At 67.5% G+C, this 21,168-nt stretch carries 22 protein-coding genes; 8 read left to right on the top strand and 14 right to left on the bottom strand.

Going from position 1 to position 21,168, the window contains the following annotated elements:
- Positions 1 to 76: 76 nt before the first annotated feature.
- Positions 77 to 1,888: a hypothetical protein gene (locus ACVWZA_RS02800; protein WP_457309620.1), complete on the bottom strand. Its 1,812-nt coding sequence runs from the start codon at positions 1,886 to 1,888 to the stop codon at positions 77 to 79.
- Positions 1,889 to 1,971: 83 nt separating this feature from the next.
- On the opposite strand from ACVWZA_RS02800, the gene ACVWZA_RS02795 reads away from it, so the two are divergent.
- The 6 genes from ACVWZA_RS02795 to ACVWZA_RS02770 all read left to right on the top strand — a co-directional run bounded on the left by ACVWZA_RS02795 (position 1,972) and on the right by ACVWZA_RS02770 (position 6,983).
- Positions 1,972 to 2,589 (top strand): histidine kinase dimerization/phosphoacceptor domain -containing protein, encoded by a 618-nt coding sequence (locus ACVWZA_RS02795; protein ID WP_457309619.1) that lies wholly within the window; start codon positions 1,972 to 1,974, stop codon positions 2,587 to 2,589.
- Between the two features lies 1 nt (position 2,590).
- Positions 2,591 to 3,490 carry a 3'-5' exonuclease gene (locus ACVWZA_RS02790; protein WP_457309618.1) on the top strand — a complete coding sequence of 300 codons (900 nt, stop codon included), beginning with the start codon at positions 2,591 to 2,593 and terminating at the stop codon, positions 3,488 to 3,490.
- Positions 3,483 to 3,842 (top strand): hypothetical protein, encoded by a 360-nt coding sequence (locus tag ACVWZA_RS02785; protein WP_457309617.1) that lies wholly within the window; start codon positions 3,483 to 3,485, stop codon positions 3,840 to 3,842. The genes ACVWZA_RS02790 and ACVWZA_RS02785 overlap by 8 nt, the downstream gene beginning before the upstream one ends.
- A 50-nt stretch (positions 3,843 to 3,892) precedes the next feature.
- A complete protein-coding gene (locus tag ACVWZA_RS02780; protein ID WP_457309616.1) occupies positions 3,893 to 4,690 on the top strand; it encodes a hypothetical protein in 798 nt (265 codons plus the stop codon).
- A complete protein-coding gene (locus ACVWZA_RS02775; RefSeq protein ID WP_457309615.1) occupies positions 4,678 to 5,055 on the top strand; it encodes a hypothetical protein in 378 nt (125 codons plus the stop codon). The genes ACVWZA_RS02780 and ACVWZA_RS02775 overlap by 13 nt, the downstream gene beginning before the upstream one ends.
- Positions 5,056 to 5,123: 68 nt before the next feature.
- Entirely contained in the window at positions 5,124 to 6,983 is a 1,860-nt protein-coding gene (locus tag ACVWZA_RS02770) for a hypothetical protein (RefSeq protein WP_457309614.1), read from the top strand.
- Between the two features lie 16 nt (positions 6,984 to 6,999).
- Here ACVWZA_RS02770 and ACVWZA_RS02765 read toward each other — a convergent pair whose 3' ends face one another.
- The 9 genes from ACVWZA_RS02765 to ACVWZA_RS02725 all read right to left on the bottom strand — a co-directional run bounded on the left by ACVWZA_RS02765 (position 7,000) and on the right by ACVWZA_RS02725 (position 14,578).
- Positions 7,000 to 7,356 carry a hypothetical protein gene (locus tag ACVWZA_RS02765; RefSeq protein WP_457309613.1) on the bottom strand — a complete coding sequence of 119 codons (357 nt, stop codon included), beginning with the start codon at positions 7,354 to 7,356 and terminating at the stop codon, positions 7,000 to 7,002.
- A 482-nt stretch (positions 7,357 to 7,838) separates the two neighbouring features.
- Positions 7,839 to 10,847: a hypothetical protein gene (locus ACVWZA_RS02760; RefSeq protein ID WP_457309612.1), complete on the bottom strand. Its 3,009-nt coding sequence runs from the start codon at positions 10,845 to 10,847 to the stop codon at positions 7,839 to 7,841.
- Positions 10,848 to 10,942: 95 nt separating this feature from the next.
- On the bottom strand, positions 10,943 to 11,191 hold the full coding sequence (locus ACVWZA_RS02755; RefSeq protein WP_457309611.1) for a helix-turn-helix transcriptional regulator: 249 nt from the start codon (positions 11,189 to 11,191) through the stop codon (positions 10,943 to 10,945).
- 114 nt (positions 11,192 to 11,305) lie between these two features.
- Positions 11,306 to 12,262, bottom strand: coding sequence for a hypothetical protein (locus ACVWZA_RS02750; RefSeq protein ID WP_457309610.1), 957 nt, complete (start codon positions 12,260 to 12,262; stop codon positions 11,306 to 11,308).
- 18 nt (positions 12,263 to 12,280) lie between these two features.
- A complete protein-coding gene (locus ACVWZA_RS02745; RefSeq protein WP_457309609.1) occupies positions 12,281 to 12,655 on the bottom strand; it encodes an XRE family transcriptional regulator in 375 nt (124 codons plus the stop codon).
- Positions 12,656 to 12,675: 20 nt separating this feature from the next.
- Positions 12,676 to 12,798: a hypothetical protein gene (locus ACVWZA_RS02740; RefSeq protein WP_457309608.1), complete on the bottom strand. Its 123-nt coding sequence runs from the start codon at positions 12,796 to 12,798 to the stop codon at positions 12,676 to 12,678.
- Positions 12,795 to 13,154, bottom strand: coding sequence for a type II toxin-antitoxin system RelE/ParE family toxin (locus ACVWZA_RS02735; RefSeq protein WP_457309607.1), 360 nt, complete (start codon positions 13,152 to 13,154; stop codon positions 12,795 to 12,797). The genes ACVWZA_RS02740 and ACVWZA_RS02735 overlap by 4 nt, the downstream gene beginning before the upstream one ends.
- A 213-nt stretch (positions 13,155 to 13,367) precedes the next feature.
- Positions 13,368 to 13,880 (bottom strand): hypothetical protein, encoded by a 513-nt coding sequence (locus ACVWZA_RS02730; protein ID WP_457309606.1) that lies wholly within the window; start codon positions 13,878 to 13,880, stop codon positions 13,368 to 13,370.
- A gap of 203 nt (positions 13,881 to 14,083) precedes the next feature.
- A complete protein-coding gene (locus ACVWZA_RS02725) occupies positions 14,084 to 14,578 on the bottom strand; it encodes a hypothetical protein (RefSeq protein WP_457309605.1) in 495 nt (164 codons plus the stop codon).
- 214 nt (positions 14,579 to 14,792) lie between these two features.
- Between ACVWZA_RS02725 and ACVWZA_RS02720 the strand changes: the two genes are divergently transcribed.
- Complete coding sequence (locus ACVWZA_RS02720; RefSeq protein ID WP_457309604.1) at positions 14,793 to 15,131, top strand: helix-turn-helix domain-containing protein; 339 nt, start codon at positions 14,793 to 14,795, stop codon at positions 15,129 to 15,131.
- Positions 15,132 to 15,394: 263 nt separating this feature from the next.
- On the opposite strand, the gene ACVWZA_RS02715 is transcribed toward ACVWZA_RS02720, so the two are convergent.
- The 3 genes from ACVWZA_RS02715 to ACVWZA_RS02705 form a co-directional block, all read right to left on the bottom strand.
- Positions 15,395 to 15,658, bottom strand: coding sequence for a hypothetical protein (locus ACVWZA_RS02715; RefSeq protein ID WP_457309603.1), 264 nt, complete (start codon positions 15,656 to 15,658; stop codon positions 15,395 to 15,397).
- Between the two features lie 413 nt (positions 15,659 to 16,071).
- The gene (locus tag ACVWZA_RS02710; protein WP_457309602.1) at positions 16,072 to 16,296 is read right to left on the bottom strand and encodes a hypothetical protein; all 225 of its coding nucleotides are present in this window, start codon (positions 16,294 to 16,296) and stop codon (positions 16,072 to 16,074) included.
- A gap of 122 nt (positions 16,297 to 16,418) precedes the next feature.
- The gene (locus tag ACVWZA_RS02705) at positions 16,419 to 16,742 is read right to left on the bottom strand and encodes a hypothetical protein (RefSeq protein WP_457309601.1); all 324 of its coding nucleotides are present in this window, start codon (positions 16,740 to 16,742) and stop codon (positions 16,419 to 16,421) included.
- An 86-nt stretch (positions 16,743 to 16,828) separates the two neighbouring features.
- Between ACVWZA_RS02705 and ACVWZA_RS02700 the strand changes: the two genes are divergently transcribed.
- Positions 16,829 to 19,123 carry a hypothetical protein gene (locus tag ACVWZA_RS02700; protein WP_457309600.1) on the top strand — a complete coding sequence of 765 codons (2,295 nt, stop codon included), beginning with the start codon at positions 16,829 to 16,831 and terminating at the stop codon, positions 19,121 to 19,123.
- A gap of 77 nt (positions 19,124 to 19,200) precedes the next feature.
- On the opposite strand, the gene ACVWZA_RS02695 is transcribed toward ACVWZA_RS02700, so the two are convergent.
- Positions 19,201 to 21,165, bottom strand: a complete 1,965-nt coding sequence (locus ACVWZA_RS02695; RefSeq protein ID WP_457309599.1) for a hypothetical protein — start codon at positions 21,163 to 21,165, stop codon at positions 19,201 to 19,203.
- Positions 21,166 to 21,168: the final 3 nt, after the last annotated feature.

The following is a 21,168-nucleotide window of genomic DNA, read 5'->3' as shown; positions in this document are numbered from 1 at the left end:
CATGGCCCGCCCCGATCGCACAGCGCACGTCACCGAGGCCGCAGTCTGCCGAATTGCGGGTCCGCCGACGGCCGGATCACGCGGCGAACCGGTCCTCATCCAGAAAGACGTGCTGTCGCGCGCCATCTTCGTGGCATACGACGTGCGCGATCGCCCATGTCGTCGGTCCACGGTTGTAGCCCAGATCGAGCTGGCAGACGCCGGCGACATGCACCCCGCCGCGCACCTGGGGGTGGTGGAAGTGGCCCAGCACCATGTCGATGCCCAGCCTGTCGAAGGCACCTACTGAGCCGCGGCAGCCGTCCGGTCCCAAGTGGCCATGCAGTCCGCACTCTACGCCTCCGATGTTGAGGCTCTCGCCGTCTACGAGGAAGCGCACGCCGGCGAGCCCGTCCCCCGACAGCGAGCGCATGGTCTCTGCGAAGAACGTGTCGGTGCCCGCTCCGCCCCGGATACGCTTGTGGAGGGCGCGCTCGCGGTCGAGCTGGAACTCCGCGTTCAGCGGATCGGAACGGTGGTCGGCCTCGCGCAGCCAGCGCAGCAGATGATCGTCGTGGTTCGAGTGGACCACCGCCGTCTTGCCGTCCGCGAGCCGGATGCGTTCGAGGAACGCCACGGCGGCGGCCAGCTCCGCGCGCACATCACCCGTGCCGCGTACGTGCTGCGCGAAGCGTGCGTGGGCGTCGCGACGCTGGTGGTGGCTCCGCGCTCGCATGTCGCAGACGTCGTGCAGCACCTGGACGCGCGGGCGCAGCCGACCGACGAGGCCACTGTCCAAGGACTTTCCCCAGGTCGCGCGCACCGCCGCGTGGTCGCAGTGCGGATGGTGGAGGTCGCCGACGACCAGACCGGCCACCCGGTTTCCGGTCGACACCCGTCCATTCGCGATCCGCTCGTCGAGGTCGCTGAAGGACCCGTCGCCGCCCGCGTCCGCGGACACACTGCGTGCGAAGACGCGGCCGTCCGGGAGCATCTCCACGATGAGCGCGCCGAGCCGTGCCGGTATGCGCCGAATGGGGTCGCCGTTGAGTATGGCGGCGCCGGTCGTCAGTTGCACGCGCGGTGGTCTCGCGCCGATACGCGGAAGACTGTCCATCTGAAACGTGGGGTGTGGAAACGCCGCCCAGCGGTCGGGTGACAGGCTTTGCAGACCATCGAGAGGATGGCGGGACACCATCTGCGGCTGTGCGTCACAGCGCAGATCGAGACGTCCGGCGAAGTCGATGGGCGTGCGGGTGACCGCGCTTTCTCTTCCGCACCGCGGGCCGAGCGCCGCCACGATCAGTTCCGCTCCGTGATGGCCGGCATACGTGTCGAGGTTGCGCATGAAGCCTTCGTGGATCGTCGCGTCCGCACGGGTCGCCGTGATCACGAAGCGGCGGACCCCTCGGGCCGGAGGGTCGATCCGTCGCACCGTACCAGGCGCGGCCGGGCCGGCGCCGGCGGGCGTCGCGGGCACCGTCATCGCCACTGCGCGCGTGTGTGACGCCGGGCGTCCGTTTCGTAGGTCGCGCGAGATCTGAAAGCGGACCGAGACGTCTCCGCGCAGCATCGCCTTGAGGGACGGAGGGCGGAGCCCGGCGTCCCTGAGCAAGTTGCGCTCATACTGCACGAGCGCTTCGCGGACGCGGATTTGCGACAGGCCGAGCTCGCGCGCCGTCTCCGATTCCGAGTGCGTCCTCATGTAGGACTGGAAGACTGCCGCCTGGGCGGCGGTGACGTACGTTCCCGTCGCCGGTCGGGGCTTGGCGGGCGCTACGGCGGTCCACGACGGCGCGGACGTGTCCTCGGAGGCCCCGCGCCCGCGCGATGCGGACGAGCGTCGGCGTTCCCGCTGCACACGTCCCGCGCGGCGTGCCGTGCCCCCTGTCCTGCTGTTCTCCACCATGTCGATCGGGCCCCTTGACGTCTTAAGGTAAAGGTGTATATATACACCATCACGGGCCAGGCAAGGTCGAGGGAGAAGGTCGGATGCGCGAAGTTCAGGACGGCCTGCTGCTCAGCGAGCACGCACACCGCGTCGCCAACGACATGGCCGTGGCCGCGGCGGCGTTGCGTCTCGCGCTTCGCCGGACGGACGGCGACCCCGACATCGCGGCCGCGGCCGCGAGGATCGGCGCGTCCGCACAGGTGCAGCGCATTCTGTGCGCCCGTCCGGTGGGCGCGACGGTGGAGCTGGGGTGTCTGCTGAAGCGCCTCTGCGCCGCCATGGCGCTCGCACACCCGGGCCCGATTGGCGCGGTGGAGGTCATCGCCGCGCCGCTCCACGTCACTGACGGTGCAGCGATGCCGCTCGCCATGTGCGTGCACGAGCTCGTGCGGAACGCGCTCGTGCACGCCGGTCGCGGCGGGGGGCATGTGCGGGTCGAGGTGAGCGACGACGGCGTCACGACCACCGTCGCGGTCTGTGACCGGGGTCCCGCCCGCGTGTGGGAACGCTCGGGAGGACAAGGAGCTGCGATCGTGGATCAGCTGGCTGCGCGCCTGCGGGGCAGCGTCTCGCGGCAGGCGTCCGCCACCGGAGGGAAGGTGGTCATCGCGATGCCGAGCATCGTCGCCGGCATCGTTCCCGCGCTCGCCGAGGCCTGAGGTGGACGTGGCCCTTCTCCAGGACGTGAACCGCGTGGTGGGGGATGACTTCGCTCCTGCGACGGACGAGGTGCGCGTACTCCGGCGTCTGCGGCTTGTTGAGGGTCCGACCGGACTGGGCGACCCCGATGCAGGCCGGGTCGCGGTGGCCGTCGATGTCGAGACGACTGGCTTTGACCCCGGAGAGGACGCGGTCATCGAGCTCGCCCTGCGGCGTTTCCGCCACGACGAGAATGGGGTCGTCACTCGAATCGGGCGCCTTTATTCGTGGCGCGAGGACCCCGGCCGTCCGATCCCACCACAGATCTGCCGCCTCACGGGCTTGACGGACGCCGCCGTCGCGGACGCGCGCATCGACACCGGGCTTGCGACCCGGCTCCTTTCGGACGCCGACCACGTTGTCGCGCACAACGCCAAATTCGACTTGAGGTTCGTCGAGCGCCGGTTGCCGGCGCTCGGGCAGCCCCACTGGGCTTGCTCGATGCAGGACGTGGATTGGCCGGCGCAGGGGTTCGATGGCCGCAAGTTGGGTCATCTGCTGTCTCAATGCGGTTGGTTCCACGATGCCCATTCCGCGGGGTCGGACGTGGACGCGGTCATCGCGCTGCTCGGCCACGCGATGCCCGACGGCCGCCCCGCGATGGCACATCTCCTGGCCTCCGCATCGGAGGACTCCTGGCAGGTTCGCGCGGTCGGAGCGCACATTTCGCTGAAGGATTTGCTCAAGCGGCGCGGGTATGGCTGGGACCCGGATGCGAAGGTGTGGCAGCGCCGGGTCGCCGAGGGCGATCGTGACGAGGAGCGCGCCTGGCTCGCCGATCGCATCTACGCGGAAAGCGTCAACCCCTTTGGCAACGAACCGCAGTGGGACCGGGTGCAGTGGGGGCGTCGACATGCCTGACACGATCGTCGCTATCCTTCCACTCCGACTCGTTCGCAGCCGTGCGGCGGATGAGCCGCCGTGTCGTCTGCACACCGCCGTGCTGCGGATTTCGGACGCGGAAGGCGTCGTGGAGGTGTTCCATGCCTGCCGGGTCGCGTCCACCCGAGAGGTCGTCTCCCGCCTCGCGACGCGCATCGGGCCGGCGTTCGCCGCTGCGGCCGTCGTGCGCGAGGGGGTCGATCCTCTCGATCCGATCGTACAGGGCCTGCTCCCCGCGGGCTGGGCGCAACACCTGGTAGCCTGCGGCGATCTGCCTGGGCACGCTCTCTCCGGCGGCGGCGACCTTCACATTTTTCAGCGGGGCGGATGATGCTGGCTTCGTCAGGGCGTGTTCCGTCAGCGGCCACGGTCACGGAGGTGATGGCACTCGCTGCGGCCGAACCGTATGGGCTTGCTCACCTCCTGGCTCACGAGAGCCGCGAAATCCTCGCCCGCTACATCGCGCAGCGCGCCGTCTCGCCTTGGGAGGACGCGTGGCAGCTGGCACGTTCAGAGCTTTCGGCGGCATTGGCCGAGCTGGGTCAAGAGGTTGATCGGCGCTTGCTCGAGGCGTTCCGCGCATATGTCGGGGTGACCGTCGTCGCGGTCTCGCCGTTGCTCTTGGACGCGAGCGCGACCGAGGGAATCGAGCTCGATTGCTTGGCGTCGCAGATGCGACACGATGCAGAGTGGCGGCAGTGGCTGGGCGGGCCGCCGCCCAAGATGGTGCGGTGGCCGGCCGGTTTCGCGCGCCCGGTGAGGGCCGAGCTGGGAGTCGCAGCATCGCTCAGGCGCCTGCGGTATGGACACGTCTTCCGGGAGCTCTGGCATCCTCGTGGAGCGTTCGGCATGCGGGTCGGGGGTCGGTGTCTGGAGGTCGCCATGCGAACCGACGCCTATTGGCTCAGATCCTCGAGCGGCCGCGGGGTTCTGACCATCACCGGTCCCGTGCCGGAGACGCTTAGGATCGCGATGACCGGCCGCCTCTTGGATGACGTGCTGGACCATCCGGTCACTCGCGGCCGGGGTTATCGGATCCGAGAGGCGCGCGGTGGTGATGGCGGCGAGGTTACGCTCGTGTTCGCCGCGAGACCGGTCGCCTGGCGTCTCCCCTGGGCGAGGGAGGTGGCCGAATCCGCGGGACCGCCGCCGGCGGCTCGCCCGTCATGTGGTGGTTGATTGCGATGGGCAACGTCCGCTTGGATCTCGAGGAGTTCGAGACTGTCGTCGGCGAGCGCATAGAGGTCGTCGCGATTGGCAGGCGGCGGGCGTGTGACGATTTCGATCACGACGTGGCGGTTGAGCCGATCCCGCGCGATGAGGCGATGGCGATCCTGGATTACGGGTTCGACGGCGGGGTCGGCAGCAACGACAGGCCACATCCGATCTACGCCTGGACTGCGAGCTGGTGCGTGTTTCTCGGCGACGACGACGGGGCGACAACGTTGGCCTGGGTTCCACGTCGCCCCCGACGCTGTGTGCCCGAGTTAGGAGGTGCCTGGTGGCTGTGCGGACCACACGACTGGCGCAGTCTCGCCGAGTGACGATGTGAACGGAGAACGGAGAATGGTGGAGTTGTGCGCGACCGCTTTGCGCGGGGCCGGGGTGGCAATTGACCAAGACCCTGCCGCCTGCCGCGTGGCCGCGGAATACGTTGCGAAAACCGGTGCGAACGCCGGTGATGACACCGCCGTCTGGGTCCGTCTCGAGCCTCGTCGTGCGCGCCGGTAGCGCCCGTGTCCGGCCTGACGGCTACCGCCGTCGCATGGAGTCAAACCTCCGCCGCGATGCGGCGGCGCTGGAGGCGCTGCGTGCGCTCGGCCTCGAAGCCGCCGAGGTCGCGGATCTGGGCCTTGGACTGAGGGATCCTTACGCCCGGACCGACGGCGCGGTGGTATCGCGGGTGCTGTGCTATCCGCTCGCCGACGTAGGCGGTCGCGCGCGGTTTGGATGCGTGAACATCGACGGGATCACGGCCAACCCGGAGGACGCGGATGCCTGGAGCGCAGGGGACGCCGCGACCGTGAGGCGCGGATCTGGAGATGAGACCTTGGTCGTCGCCGACACTCCGATCGCGGTATGGCGGCTTGGTTTTGCGGCTGCCCGCGCCGGAATCAACCTGACCGTCGTCGCCTCTTCGAAGCCGGGCAGGATGCCCGCCGAGTGGGGTGCGCGCCGGTTCTGGGGGACGTGGAAAAGGGTTCTTGTCTCCGGGGAGGTGTCGGCCGTCCTGCGCGACGCGATCGCCACCGTGGCGCGCCGTCCGCTGGAGGTCGCCCGCGCTGCGGCTCCCACGGCGAGGGGAAGCGGCGCGCGCGAGCGCGACGATGACTGGCTGGCGGACCTGATGGATGGCGGAGTGCGCATCGCAGGTGGCTCGACGGAGTCGGAGGCGACCGTCGGCGGGGGGACCGGGGATTTCGCCGCCGAGCCGGTAGCCCTGCACGGGGGCTTCTCGCGGGGTCGGATGCTTTATCCGTTCCGGGTCGAGCGGCGGTCACGCGACGGTGCGGGGCGGGGTCGGCTCGTCCACAGCTATGAGACACTGGTGCTTCGGGCGGACGGTGCGATCCTGGAGGCCGACGTGTTGCCCGCCCCCGCCGGAACCCCGGCGCACCGGCGGGTGCACGCTCTTTCCGACGGCACCCGCATTTTGGCGGCGCCCGAACCGAGCCGGACGACTTCATGGTCGCTTCAAGGTGTTCGAGCCTACGCCGCTGCGCGCCTCGACGGAGTGGATCCGTGCCGCCGCGCACCCGCTGACATCATGGCCGATGTTCACGCGTTCATCGCATCGCGCGTCGCACTGCCACGCGCCGACGATCTGTGGATCGCGTCCGGCTTCGTCGCGGTCTCGCACATGTTTCGGGTGTTCCCGGCCATCCCGCTGCTGCTCGTCGAGGGAGAAAGGGGCAGCGGCAAGTCGGAACTCGCCGGTGCCGTCGCGATGCTCGGCTTCAACGCGACTGTCATGGGGCAGGGTTCGGCGGCGGCGTTGGTGCGGCTTGCCACGGATTGCGGCGGCTTGGTGGTCCTAGACGATGTCGAGAGGTTGGCCGGAGACGGTGGCGCATTCGGTGAGCTCGCCCAGTGTCTCAAGACCGGCTACAAGGCGGTGACGGCTCGGAAGGCTATCTCGTCTCCATCCGGCCGGGTGCAGGTCCATGATTTCTTCGGTCCGCGCTTGATCACCACGACGCAGGGTGTCGATCCTGTGCTCTACTCGCGCTGCATCGGCATCGCGACTGCGGCCGATCCGGCACCGCGGCGTCCGTGCGATGCGGAACCGACGGCCTTGCGCGATGAGTTGCACGCGCTGGCCATGTCGCGCGCCGAAGAGGTTGCGGAGGCGTACGCGCGGATCGAGGCCACGATCTCCACGCGCGGTGAGGAGATCGTCGCACCTTTGTTGGCGATCGCCGAGGCGTTCGGATGCGGGCCCCTTGCTTCCGCGCTCGCTAGCCGCCGCTAGCCGAGGAGGCGCCCGCTCAGCGTATGGACGTCGCCATCCCGAGGTCCGCCAGCAGCGCCCCGATCACCGACATGGCCGCTGCAGCGTCCGGTGCATGGTGCGACGACCCATCCAGCTTCATCTCTGCTCCGCTGCTGACCGTCACCGAGTATAGGTCGCAGCGACTGTTAATGAATGAGCATTCCACGGACGTCCTGCCTTTCAGCGCGGTGACGGATAAATGTGCCATGGTCCGGGTGGTTGGGCCCATCGATCGCACCGCAGCTGCATTTTCGGTGATCCAGTACTTGAGCGACGCCACGGCGCGATCAAGCGAAGGTTGGTCTGCATGTGGCAGCATCTCCCTCACGCGCTCTTCCAATGTGATAGTCATGTTCGTATCCCCACGATGCTTATGAAACGTGGCCGTGTGGCCGCGGCAGGAAAGCAGCGGGGGGCACGGGCTTGACTGCGTGAATGACGCGCGACGCCGTGCGCCTCACCGTGGGATCCACTGAAGTATTCGTGTGGGACCGGCTTTAGAGGCCTTGCGTCACCTTGCCGAAACGCGCCTACGACTAAAAGTGAATGATCGCGTTTTAGGTCAAGGGCTTTTAAGTTGTTGTTATTGCACCGTTCTCTATAAAAATGCGGGTCCGCGATAACTGCCGCACCGTCGTATTTCTGTGGTCGCTCGGAGCGATTATGTAATCGCCCTAAATCAACACGATGACCCCAAATCCCGAAACGCTTCCGGGCATGTGTGCGATGAGGTTGCGAACAGTTGCCCTGAGTTGCCAAAAACGCGGGGAACTACCGCGCTTATTTCGACGGCAGCGGATCTGCCCGCCGACGTCGTCGACGGGCAGAACTGGTTCAATTCCGTCCGGCCAAGCGCGCCTCGCTCAGGACCCGCACGGCGTGCTTCACCTTGTCGCGGGGGATGAAGCGAGCGTAGTGCTTAAGGAGCGTCTCGACGGTATCCTGGATCGCCCAGGCCGCGAGGTGGAGGTCTCCGGTCACCTTGACGATGTGGGTCGCGATCACCGACCGCACCGCGTGCATTCGGTGGACCATCGCACCCGCCACGCCGCCGAGACCGGCGTCTGGATTCTGGATGAAGTAGTTCGACGTGATCCGCCCGTAGCTCTTGGAGAGCTGGTCCTCGTCCATGTCGCCGCCGTGCCGGTTGACGAAGAACGCGTCGGTGACGCGGCCACGCAGGAGGTAGGGTCGTGACTTGAACGCGTAGAAGTCCAGGCGTTTGTAGAGATCGTCCCCGTCCTCCAGTTCCAGCTCGTAGGGCGCGCCGTCCTTGAAGTAGGGGCTGTACCAGTTCTTGAACTCGCTCGCGGGGATGTGGATGATCCACTTGACCACGCCCTCCTCGTCAATCCGCCGGAGCGTCGGGGCCAGGATCGAGCCGTCGCGCCCCTTCCGACGGTGCTTCGCGTTGCTGCCGTCGTCGTAGGTCAGCACCATGTTGAACGACCGGAGCCCTGCCTGGATCAAGGTCTGGGTCTGGACGCAGTCGCGGGCGTGGATATGGCGCGACATGATGTCGAGCGGACGGGACGCGAGCAGATTTCGCACCGAGCGCATGTAGTGCTCCATGGGCCGGTCGTGGTCGATGTACACGCCGACGGCGAGGAACGGATCCCGGGTGATCGGAGTGCCCCCTTCCCGCAGCTGGCCCAGGTTGTTGAGCGTCGTCCGGTAGGCTGCCTCCACCGCGCCCTGCCAGTCGGTCTCGAAGGCCGAGATGTCGAGCGTGATCGGCCCGTCGATTGTATCGTGCGGGTTCGCGTCCCACCACGCCTTGAAGCGCCGGAGGTCCTCGATCAGCTCTGGCGTCTTCCACACGTGGCCGGTGTCCGGCTTGAGGAACGTCGACGCGATCTCGAACACCTTGTTGATGCTGGATCCCCACGTCCCCGAGCGTCTGAAGCGCCACCAGGAATGGGACAGCAGCAGATCGTCGAAGACGATCAGCGCGGGCGAGAGCAGCTCGACGGGGATGCCGAGCCCTGCTTCGGGCGTGAAGTCCGTCTTGCGCGCTTGGTCGCCTGCCGCATCGTCATCGAGCTTGCGCGGTCGCACCCAGTAGCCGAACACCGGCTCGAAGTAGGTCTGGCGGATGAGGTTCGTGCCATTGCGCCAGGGCTTGGGCTTGCGCTTCGCCTTGCCATCGGGACCCAGCTCGCGCTCGGCGTCGCCGGGCCGCCGCAGCGGGGCGATCTCGCCCTTCCTGGGTGGACGCTGGCGCTCGAAGGCGTCGACGAGCTTCGTAGGCCAGTCGGTGATCCTCAGCCGGTATCTGTCCTTCGTCATGTCGCGAGAGCGTCGCGACCAGTCGGTGTCCTGGACGTTGTAGCGCTCGTGCCCCTCCTCGACGGCGGCCTTCCGCTCGTCATCGTTCAGGGCGTTGAAGCCCTGGGGGAGATGGCGCGTCGCGTTACGCAGCGAGCTCACATCGTCGTCGAAGGTGCGGCGGCGCCACTCGTCCGGGAGGTGATCCTTCAGGCGTTCGACGGGGACGCGCAGCACACCGCACATGCGCACGATCATCGGCTGGGCCTTGGCCGCCGGGAAGCTGTGGCCGGTCGCCCAGCGAAAGACGGCTCTATCGCCGCCCTTTCCGCATGCGAGCCCGACGGCGTTCGGCGTCATTCCCACCTCGTGGCACAGCACGCGTATAGCGAGCGCGAAGTTCTCCGGGAGCGGCTTGCTGGCCCGGAGGGCGTCGTTGTGGTCGATCCACTTCTCGATCCGGCCACGCCAGCCGGGTGGGCAGCGCCCAGCATCCGTCGCCATGGCGCGCCGGATGCGGGATCCCAGATCCAGCGGCACGATATCCTTCTCGGCAGCCCGGTAGCTGGGCAGCTTCAGGAACTGGCGAAAGGCGAACACCGCCTGGCGCGCGTCCTCGTCGCGGACGCGTCCACGCCCCCACTCGATCAGCTCGGCATAGGTGTAGCGGCGCGCCTCTAGGATGGGGTTCGCGACGAGTTTCTTGCCCTGGACGAGCGTCTGCAGCAGCTTCTTGTTGGCTGGGCGTTCGTAGAGGTCGCGGGTGCCGATGCCGGACCGCTCGGAGACGGTGATCATGTCCACCACGCCGGGGCGCAGCGGATCCTCAGGGAGACCGTCTGTGAACGACGCGACGCCGATGGCCAGGAGCACCGGCACGGCCGGATTGTCCCGGGTGTAGCGCTTGCCGTTGGCGATCGGCGCGCCGACGGTGTTCACGAATCCCTGCTGCAGGTGGCGCCCGATCTCGTAGAGGCGGGTCATGACGATCTGGTCGAGATCGCCCACATGGCAGCCGATCTCCAGCGCGGCGCCATATTTGCAGATCCGGCTCAGGCTCGTCGCGGACAGCGGCGCCCCGTAGCCGCGCGCCCTCAGGACGATCTCGTACTTGTCGATGTCGAAGTCGATCTGCCGGGGAGGGTCGTGACGGATCTTGACCCGGTCCAGGCCGTGGAGCGCCGCCAGGTCCGTCAGCGCGCCGTCGATCAGGCCGGTCCGCTTGGCGCCGGCATGCCGGATCGTCTGCAGGACCAGCCGCCAGTCCATCATGCCGTCGATGCGCATGGGCGGGCGCGCGTTAAGTCGTTCAAGCCAGTCGCCGTAGGCGCCGATCTTGAGCAGCATGCGCGCCTCCAGCGTCTGACCGCCCGGGATGCCCGCGAACTCGTCACGGCCGTCGATACCGCGGCAGATGATTGCCAGCTCCTCGAACGCCGCCTTGATGGCCACGCGCTGCTGCGGATCGGCCATGACGTAGTTGAGCGGCATCGCGATGGCGGGCGGCGTTGCCGGGGCGGGAGCGATTTTGGCGGTGTCGGTGCCGACTTGAGCGATGTCTTCGATCGTGTTCATGTGAGTTCTCCTGTGCCCGCGGGCCGGCGGCCCGTGGGGGGGTGGTGGTGTGGTGGGGTGTGCTCGGCGTCGTGTCGGGGTGTGCCGACTGCAGGTCAGCGTCCGTTCGGCCCACCGCGCTTGCGCCGGCGCGCGCGGTCCTTCGTCGAGCGGTAGATGCGCTCGGCGAGCCAGGCGTCCAGGTCCGCGATCCTGTAGCGGACGGACGATCCGAGGCCCGCGAATGGCGGACCGTTCTCGGAATATGTGCGCATCTTCTCGAGCGTGCTCGCGGTAAGCCCGAGGTAGATCGCTGCTTCGTGGGTGTTCATCACCGCGGTGCGCGGCGTCGTCCTGCGTGGCATGGTGCCCTCCTGTGTTGCAGAGGGCACCCAGATGTCAGCGGATGCGGTGTTCTAATACTCGCGGTGATTCCGACGTTTACGTAATTCGCCCATGGGGTGCGCCGTGCTGTTGGGTCACGGCTTCTGCGAACGGCGGCCCTTCTCCGCGCGCTCCGAACAGATTTCCGTCGCCATCTTCCAGGCGTCGTCGAACAGGGCGTCGGTGAGGTAGCGGTCGAATGCCGGGATGGACATTTCCCGCAGAATTTTGCGATTGTATCGCCATGGCTTCACCCCGTCCTCGTCGAAGCGGGCGAGCAGCCATCCCGCAGCCCGCTCGGTCAGCGCTAGCTGGTGGCGGTAGCCGAGCACCCGCCGCGCGCCTGCGAACAGCCGGTCTAGCTCGGCCGGCGTCGGGTCGGCACCGTCTCCGGTCCGGGCGAGGCCCACTCCAGCGCGGGTCATGAGCGTGGTGCGCGGCGTGCCCGCGATCGCGGCCAGGTTGTCCAGCACGATGCCGGCCAGCCGGTCGTGGCGGCGCAGCAGGTTCGCGACCAGATCGTGTGGTGGCGCGCCTGCCGGGGAGTGGATCTCCATGAGGAGGTCGAACTCGACGCGGTCCAGGAAGACCCAGTGATCATGAGGCGTCCCGTCGTGATCGCCGAGGGCGACCGTGCCCTCGGCAACGGCGAGCGTAACCTGGCCGGCCGTCCAGCGGTGCGCGGCCATCGGCTCGCCGCGTCCGCCCGTGCTTGGCTGCGCGAAGGTCGTCATCGCGTTGCCGACGAGCAGGCGCGTGAAGAGGTTGACCATGGTCCAAAGGACGCCGACCCGTTCCTCGGGCTCGCCAATGGTGTCGATCGCGTCGCGGTGGGGTTGGAGATCGACGTCCTCGCTGCCCCAGAGCGCGTCGGAGAGCTGGTCCACGGCGTCCGGCAGGAAGATGCGGTCCGGCAGTTCGGGCCAGTCCGCGCGCCGGGCGTAGATGGACCAGATCGGCTCCTGCTCCTGCCGCTCCTCCGGCTCCAGCGACCCTTCGCGGTCATCGGCCGGTCCCGCGGCCGGGGACGCCGGGCCGGGGACGCCGGGCATGTCCGGGTCTGGCACGGTTCAGGCCCTGACGACGGGCCTCGGGACCGGCGCCGCGCCGTTCCGGCTCCGGTCGTCGTCGTCGATGTCGGCGAAGTTGGTGATGACGACGTCGCCGTCCGTGAAGTGCGCGGTGATCTCGAGCTCACCGCCCATCGCGTTGATGAAGCGGCGGAGGTTGCCGACGTACATGTCGGTCCGCTTCTCGATCTTGGCGATCGCCGGCTGTCCGACGGACAGCGTCTCGCCGAGTGTCTCCTGGGTGAAGTGGCGCGCGGCGCGGAGCTCGGCGAGCGACATCTCGGCGCGGAGTTCGGCCTTGCGGGTCTCGATGGCCGAGCGGCGCTCCGGGGCGAGGGTGCCGGTCAGTGCGCTGAGTGGTTTGCGGTTAGCCATGGTCTGGGCCTCTCTGTATGTCAGGACGACGGCTGCGCCGTCTGCTCGCTCAGGAGCTGGTTCTTGCGGATCTCGACCACCCGGCGGCGCTCCTCCGTGAACGCGCGGGTCAGGTCGGCGAATGGCTTGCGGATGCTCGTCATATCAGTCCCTCCTTCCTAAGTTCCGTCAGATGCACGTCGTACAGGTCGTCTGCCAGGGGGGTGAGCGTCTCGTAGAAGCGGTCGTCCCCGGTCTTGTCGCCGCCGATCAGCAGGATCGCCGACCGCCGGGGATCGAAGGCGTAGAACACCCTGAGCGGCTGTCCGCCGCTCTGGATGCGGAGTTCGCGCATGTGCGGATGACACGAGCTCTTGATCTGCGACGAGTGCGGGAACGGCAGCATCGGCCCGCGCTCCTCCAGCAACTCGGTGATCGCAGCCACGTCGTTCTGCTCCTTCTCGGTCAGCCCGGTCCACCAGTCGCCGAACTCGTCCGTATACTCTACATCACATGCCATGGATGGAATATGCCATCTATGGAATGTTTTTCAATAGGGTTTCCCGCATTGACGTTGGATTAACGCCTCGAAGGTCGTCGCGTGCCGTCGGCGACGTCGTTGCGGGCGGCCATGCCACGGTGCGTCGGGCGTCGGCGCTCGAACTCAGATGGCTCCCTGTTTACGCCTGTCGCGTGGTCGGCTCGCGGGCTTCCGGAAGCCGACCCCGCCGCGTCAGGCCGCTTGCCTGAACGGCGTCGCGACCTCTTCGAGTTGCTCATCGGTCACCTGCCGGGCGGCGCGGGCGAGGCGGATGCGGGCGCGCGCGATGCCGTTCGAGAGCGACTTCGTGGGGCGCGTGGGCATCGAGATGAGCGCCCGGCCATCATGCGCGAAGCACACGTTGATGCCCTTCGGCATCATCAGCGCTGGACCGCCGTCCCTGGGCGCCCACAGGGCGCACTCGCTCCAGGTGTAAAAGAGCCCAGAGCGCTCGGCGAAGATCGACACATTGGTCGGGCCGAGGTGCTCGCGACCGCGCGCGAAAGTCAGGTAGGCCAGGTCCATCTGGGTTTCCATTGCGCTCTGGATCCAGCCTCGGAACGCCCTTGCGTCCAGCGGGTGTCCCGCCAGGAATGCAAGCGAGGGGCTGTCCTCCGCAAACTCCGGGTCGAGGTCGCGGCGAAGCATCTCTGCGGCCGCGATGGCGAAGCGATTAACGGTCTCGTCCTGGTAACGTTGCGTCATTCTGATGTCCCTTCTGTCTTCCTCCACGGTCGTGGAGATTCTCCCGCACACGTCTGGCGGGTAAGGCGGTCGCTGAACGGCCGTCGGCGCGAGCTGCGCGACGCGTGGGCTGACCGTGCCAATCTGTAGACGGTCTAGGCCCCTCGCTATCGCGGCTCGCTGTGGCGTGAGGGGCCGTGCCCGTGTCCGGGCACGGCCATGGCTCACGCGGCTGTCGCGGTAGGGAAGACGTGGACCCCGAAGCACCCCGCGACCGTCGCCTTCCGCGCCGCCGCTATCAGGTGGCGCGATGCCTTGATGGCGTTCGCCGCGACGTTCGGCGGGCGCCCGTGCCGGCGCTCCACGCCGTTCGGTCCGATGGCGAAGTGGAACGTCGCGGCGACCGGGCCGCGTGGCACGAGTACGTGGCGGCCTTCGGCGTCGATCGCGAGCGCGCAGTCGTGAGTGGTGTCCGCACCGCCCTGACCGTCGGCGAGCGCGACCGAGAAGCATCGCGGCCCCTTGGCCTTCGCGGTCTCTCCAAACTCGAGCGAGACCATGCTGAACCCTTGCTCGAGCGCGGCGGCCAGCGCGCACGCGCCGATCGCCGAGATGCGCTTCGTCGTGCTGATGAAGAGCGTGCGTGAGTGCCGACCGGCGGCGGCGTCGACGAAGCCTTTCTCGAGTAGCGCGCGTGCTGCGTTGGAAAACTTCTGCATGTGCTCGGAGCCACTTACCATCTCTTAATCCTTTCGCTCGTAGGCTGCGCCGCAGGCTTTTCCCTTCAACCTGCTGAGCCACAGCATCTGCTTCAGAACAGTGAGCGCCGCAGCGCTCTGGGCGGCGCCGGAGCGCTGTCGCCGATCGGTCCGATGGTTCCCTCCTTCGTTTCCTGGCCGGTAGGACGCGCTGTGGCGCAGCGGACGGCGGGTCATGCTGGTTGCCCCGGCCATCCTGAAAACCTACCCTGCCGACATGCAGATCGACGCGATTCGACAGCTTGGCGCGGCCATCCGTGAGCGCAGGGTCGATGCCCGCCTCAGCCAGGTGGCGTTTGCCGTCCGGGCCGACCTGGACCGTCAGTACCTGTCGCGGCTCGAGCGCGGGATGCAGAACCCGTCGATGCTCGTCGTTATGCGGATCGCGCTGGAGCTCGACGTTTCGCCCGCAGAACTGCTGCGCGGCGTGACGCTGGACCCGACCGAGCTGCGCGCGGTCAAGCGGCTGTCACGCGGGCCGCGCCCGGCTCAGGGCGTTCTAAAGCCGGAATGACGCTCGAGCGCTCGCGTCATTGAAGTAGCGCGTGCCGGCGCTATGCCAGCAGTTCGTGGCCGTAGGGCGCGACTTGGCGACAGCCCCCGCCGGCAACAAAACGGGGAGGCGCCCGGTGGCACGGCCACCCGTGGCACCTCCACAGTCATCATCGGACACTAAGTCATAGGAAATCTTAGCCCGGACCTCGCCGCGAAATGCGCGTGCGCAGATCCATCCGCTCGCCCCTCCGGAAGATATCGCCGTCCGTCTTGCCAGCCCCTTCATTCGCCGACGCGGGCGGCACTTGGCCGAATCGACGGCGCGAGTGCATTTGCAACAGCGGGTGGCTGCCAAGGCTTGTCGGCGCCTTTGGAAAGGCTGCACATCCGCCGCTCGGCTCCGCGTGAACAGATAAGCAGGCGATGCCCTTTCCACAGCGTGGCCATGTCCGCTGCGATCGACTCGACGAAGTCCCGGTTCTGCGCCGGAAGCGCGGCGCTGAACCGCGAGGCGTCGGTCCCGTTCGCGAAGACTTGCAGGACCACGTCGCCGGCGGGTGCGAAGGGCGGAAAGTGCAGGAGCTGGCGGTCGTCGTTGTCGACGATGTGGGCTGGCGCGGGCAGGCCGATGCGGCGGCTCGGTCCGGCGGGTCAGTCTCTCAATGTGCTGCAGCAGCAGGTCGAGGTTGGGGCCGTGCGCGTCGCGCCGCATGGACTCCAGGGGATGCGGGCCGGCCCGGCCAGCGTCGAGGGTCCAGTGCTCGCCGCCCGCCGTCGTGTCACCGATGTCGCCAGTTTTGAAGATCGTGCCGAGCGGGAGCGCGAAGTGGCCACCCTTCGTCTCGACCGCGTGAATCACGTCGACGGCGGGGCGATGACGTCGTCACGCGGCAGCGCGTCGATCACCTCACGGCCGTCCTTGCGGCCGCTGATGCGCAGGTCGAGCATGAGTGCGGTCGTCAGCGCGGCCGCGACGGGCGTGCCGTTGCCGACGTCGTGGTCGCGAGCGAGGCCTTCAGGCGGTCAGCGAGCACCGCGATGTCCAACTGAAACTGGCTTAAAATGGATTGCCGGCGCAAATACACAGGCAACGGCTTGGCCGTAGCGATGGGCGGATGCATCACGGCAGATGCGGTGATGTCGAAGGTGGCACGCTGCCGCCGCTGCTTACGGCGTTTGGCCACGGTTGGGGCATTGGTATCGGCTGACGCGACGCAGCGGCATGTGCCTTGGAGGCACGGATCGCTCGCGGATCAGCCCGGTCGCCCGTGCGCGCAAATATACGCACGGGCGACCGGCTTTGCGATCACGACGATCCGTGTCGCGACAACGCAAGGCGCACGGCGGCGCTAACGCCTGGGTCGGCGATCTCGACCGCGGACCGCCGGCTGATGCGCAGCACGCCGAGGTTGCCGCGGCGCCCCATCAGGCCCCGTAGCGTCGTACGGATGGAGGTGGTCGTCGCGGTCGTGACGACCAGGCGGGTCTGCTTGAACGGCTTGATGACCGTGCCGATTGCCGAGAGGAAGCGGTCGGCGGTGCGGTAGCGGTGGTCGCCGGGGACGGGATTGTTGAGATCGAATGTGACGAGCACGAGGCTGGGTCGGCGGGGGGTTACGCGAATCGGCATTGGGGACTCCTGTTGTTCCACGTTGTTCCAGTTGCATTTGGCTGGAACGTGTGTCAACAGGTTTCGGAACAACAAGGAACAACGTCATGACTCGGCAGATTTTCACCGCGTCGAAGACCAAGTCAGACCGGCCGGGATGGGCGATCACCTTCAGGCATCCGCTCAGGCTCGATGGTCAGCGCAAGCCAGGGCGCAAGGTCCGGCGCGGTCTTGGAACGACCGATGCCGATGCCGCAGACTCGCTGGTCGCGCAGATGAACGAACTGCTTTCCGACAGTTCGTGGTGGAATCCCGTGCGGCGGCGCGAGGCCGAGACGCGATTCGCGCAAGCGATCGTCGCGGCGTTCTATGACGACATCCAGGTCGCTCAGAACGATGGCGAGGCGATGCGCGAGCGGCTGATCCCCATGCCCGGCCGGGACGAGGGGTACTCCCGCGTCCTGTTCGTCGGAACGACGGGCGCGGGGAAGACCACGCTCCTGCGACAGCTGATCGGCTCGGATCCCGATCTGGACCGCTTCCCCTCGACCGCGCCCGCGAAGACCACGATCGCCGACATCGAGGTGGTTCTGGCCGACGGGGGCTATTCGGCCGCGGTCACCTTCTTCCCCGAGCAGCAGATCCAGACCTTGGTGGAGGAGTGCGTGCTCGACGCCGCGCTGGCGGCTCACAAGGATGCGCCGCGCGCGCGTGTCGCCGACCGGTTCCTCAATCACCGGGACCAGCGCTTCCGCCTGAGCTACGTGCTGGGGCCGTGGCGCGCCGAGGGCGCCGCGGACGATTTCTCGTTCGACGACGACGAGGACGAGGATGCCGCGGCGCTGGCTGCCGACGTCGGCGAGGATGAGGACCTGAGCGAGACCGAGCGCGAGGCCAACCTCACCGTGGTCGAGGGCTACGTCACGCGCATCGAGGCGCTTTCGGCGTCGATCGCCGAACGTGTAGCCGACGCGGTCGAGGTCAGTTCCGAGACGCTGGGTGCGGAGGACCGTGACGCACTGGACCAGTTGGTCGGCGAGGTGTTCGAGGCCGAGCTCTACGAGCAGGACGACTTCGGCAACCTCGTGCACGACGTGCTGGACGCGATCCGTACCAGATTCTCGCAGGTTACCCTGGGGGAGATGATCACGTCGCGCGGCGAGTGGCCAGATGGATGGTCGTTCGAGACCGACGACCGCGCCCTGTTCATCACGACGATCCGTTGGTTCTCCAGCAACTTCTGGCCTCACTTCGGCCGCCTGCTGACCCCGGTGGTGGACGGTGTGCGGGTGCGCGGCCCGATGTATCCGGAGATCCGCCCCGACGGGGTGAAGCTGGTACTGATCGATGGTCAGGGCATCGGCCACACCCCTGACTATGGCGCCAGCATCTCGACATCCATCACCCGCCGCTTCGAGGCGGTCGACGTGATCCTGCTGGTCGACAACGCGCAGCAGCCGATGCAGGCAGCGCCGCTGTCCGTGATGCGCGCCGTAGCTTCCAGCGGCCATCACGATAAGCTGGCGGTGGCGTTCACGCACTTCGACCTGATCAAGGGGCCGAGTCTAAAGTCGGCGGTCGATCGCCGGACGCACGTCATGGCCTCGGTGCTGAGCGCGCTGGGCAGGCTCCGCGACATCATCGGAGGCCAGGTCGTGAGCGCCATCGAGCACGGTCTCGTCGACCGCTGCTTCATGCTCGGCGGCACCGATCGGCGGCTCGACCAACTGCCGCCGAAGGCGGCGAACTACATGCGCCGCCAGCTTGGAAGCCTCATCGAGATGGCGGAGGCGGCGCACGCGGCCGAGCCCGTCCAGTCGTCCGACGCGCCGACCTACGACCCGATCGGCATGCTGTTCGCGGTCCAGGACGCAGTGGTGAAGTTCCATCAGCCTTGGCGCGCCCGGCTCGGCATCGACACGTACGCCAACGTCCGCAAGGAGCACTGGACGCGCATCCGGGCGCTGACCAAGCGGATCGGGACCGGCTCCGACGTGGAGTACGACACCCTGCAGCCCGTCGCCGATCTCCACCGGCAGCTGCAGGAGGCGATCTCGCTCTATCTCGACAATCCCGTCAGCCCGCTTGGCGACGAGGGCGAGCGAGTGGTGTCGTCGATCAGGCGCCTGGTCTCCAAGCGGTTGCTCGAGATCACCCGCCGCAGGCTGATCGACGACCACGGCGCCGCGTGGTGGGATGCCTACGCGCTCGAGACGGGCACGGGATCGACGAAGCGGCGCGCGGGACGGATCGCGGCGATCTTCCAGTCGGCGGCACCGGCGCCCGATGCCCTTCTGACCGCCGAGGCCCGCGCCCTGCTCGACGAGGTGATCGCCACGGTGTCGTCGAGCGTGGACGCGGTCGGGGGTGCGATGCCTTCCCGACTCACGGGCGGGGGCTGACCGCCAACTCTCGATCGCGGCCAAGGTAAAGCGGGACGAGCCGATGGCGTGTGTCCGCGCCACGACGGTGGCTAGTCCTACGCGACTTCCTTCCTCGGCTCCTGATAGCTGACGATGACAATGCTGGCTGTGGACTTGATTGCCGGTTCATTGGCGCGCAGCACTGCCTTCTTGAATTCGACACACGCGTCCAACCCACGGGTGCCGGCCTTCATCGGCCGCATCAGGTCCATGTAGGTGCCCATGTCCTTCAGAAGTTCGCCACAACGGTCGGCCGCCGAGCGTAGGGCGATGTCGCCGGCCGGCACCGCTTGAAGCGCCGTCGTCAGTCGCTGCGCCAGCTTGCGCGACCCTTGATACAGGTGAGATGGGTCGAGCTTGCCGTCCGCCTTGCGGAGCTTCACCGGACCCATCTCCCACACCACGCCGTCCGAAGCGGGGAATTCCGCCACCTGTTCGAACATGACCTTGGCGCCGTTGGTGACCGAGATGAACACCTTGCCCGCGCGGGCACGCGGAAACAGCGGCGGCACCTCGGTCCCGATCCGCGTGAACTGGTTCGCGAACAACTCGCGGATCTTGTGAAAGTAGAGTTCCCGCAGGCGGCCGAGCCTCTTGAAACCTTTGCCGACGCCCACCGTGGACATCGTGGCCCACTCGATCGCCGCAGGATTCTTGTGCTCCCACGTGAGGTCGAACGTGCGCCAGATCCCTCGCTCGTTGACCCTGATGAAGTCGACGCCGGACTTCGCGACGTCTCCGTCCATGTCCTGATCGGCCATCAGCCGCATCCTGCCGGGGATCAGCAGGACGGTCTTCGCCGCCGGCGCGAGGCCCTTGGCGCGCGGCAGCAGGTCGCAGCTGGGCGTCATCACCAGCCGTACCTCGGCACCGTCGTATCCCTTCCGATCCTGCCCCTTTGGCTTGACGAAGAGATCGCCCTCTACGAGGTCGGTCGGGGCCAGGGTTGAAGGAAATGCCTCCTCGCCAGCCGCTCGCGACGTGTCGAACAGGATGTCGCCGTAGGCGTGCGCGATGGCGTCGCTGGGGCCGTCGAAGGTCTTTACCAGCGTCGATGGATCAAGCTGGCCGGCTTCGTTCAGTACCTCGAACAGCCTGAGGTCTTCGGCTTTGCGCCACACGGCCTTGTCCAGCTCGCCGGTTACGCGGGCGTGCAGCGAAGCGGTGAGGAACCACCGCAGATAGTTCGCGACCGTCACCCCCTCATGGGTCAGCCTGAAGCAGTCGAGATAGACCAGGTCGGAGACGTCGAGCTCGAGCATCCGCTTGTAGACGGCGTCGACGGCGTTCCGTGCGCCATCGCGCCAGTCGTCGAGCAGACTCTCGACCACGCTGGCGCGGTTGGCCGCATCGACGAGGTCGTGGAGGCTGACCAGCTCGTCGATGCTATCGGCACTCAGCGCCGCCTTCGGGAAGAATCTGAAGCGGCTCTTCATCAGGTCTGCGCGGGTTCGGAACGCGTCGATCTCTATCTCCTCCGGTCGGCTGGACACGAGGAGGAAAGAGGGCGGCGCGCGCCCGGCGTGGCGAGCGGCCTCGGCGACGTCGCTTACCGCCCGGGTTGAGAGCTCGAGCGCCTGCTCCCGGGTGATGTTCTGCCCGAGGAAGAAGTCGATCAGCACTATGTCGGACTTGGCGACCTCCACCGCGTCGTAGTCCGAGCCGTGCACGGTGACGAGGCGCCCGAGGTCCTTCTTGAAGAGAGACAGCAGCTCGACGACCAGATCCAGCATCGCGAGCAGATCGTGGCCGTGCCCTTGGAACAGCGCGCGGACCGTGGTGGCGTGCGCTGCGTTCAGCTTCCGGCCGTTTATCCTGGTGCGGTAGAGCGCGGTCCAGAGCGGACCAACGTCGCGCTCCTCCAGGTCGTCGAACGTCCCCAGCGCCTGCGGGCCGCGGCCCGATACGCGGGTGATGGCGTGACGGAGGACCGCGTCCTGGTTGTACGCGGCCCGGAACGTGGCGAAGGCTTCCCGGTCGAGCAGCTCTGGCGCGGGCGTGTCGAAGACGTCATCGACCATCGC

The organism is Sphingomonas sp. UYAg733, assembly GCF_054057355.1.
This window is presented reverse-complemented; position numbering and strand designations above follow the sequence as displayed.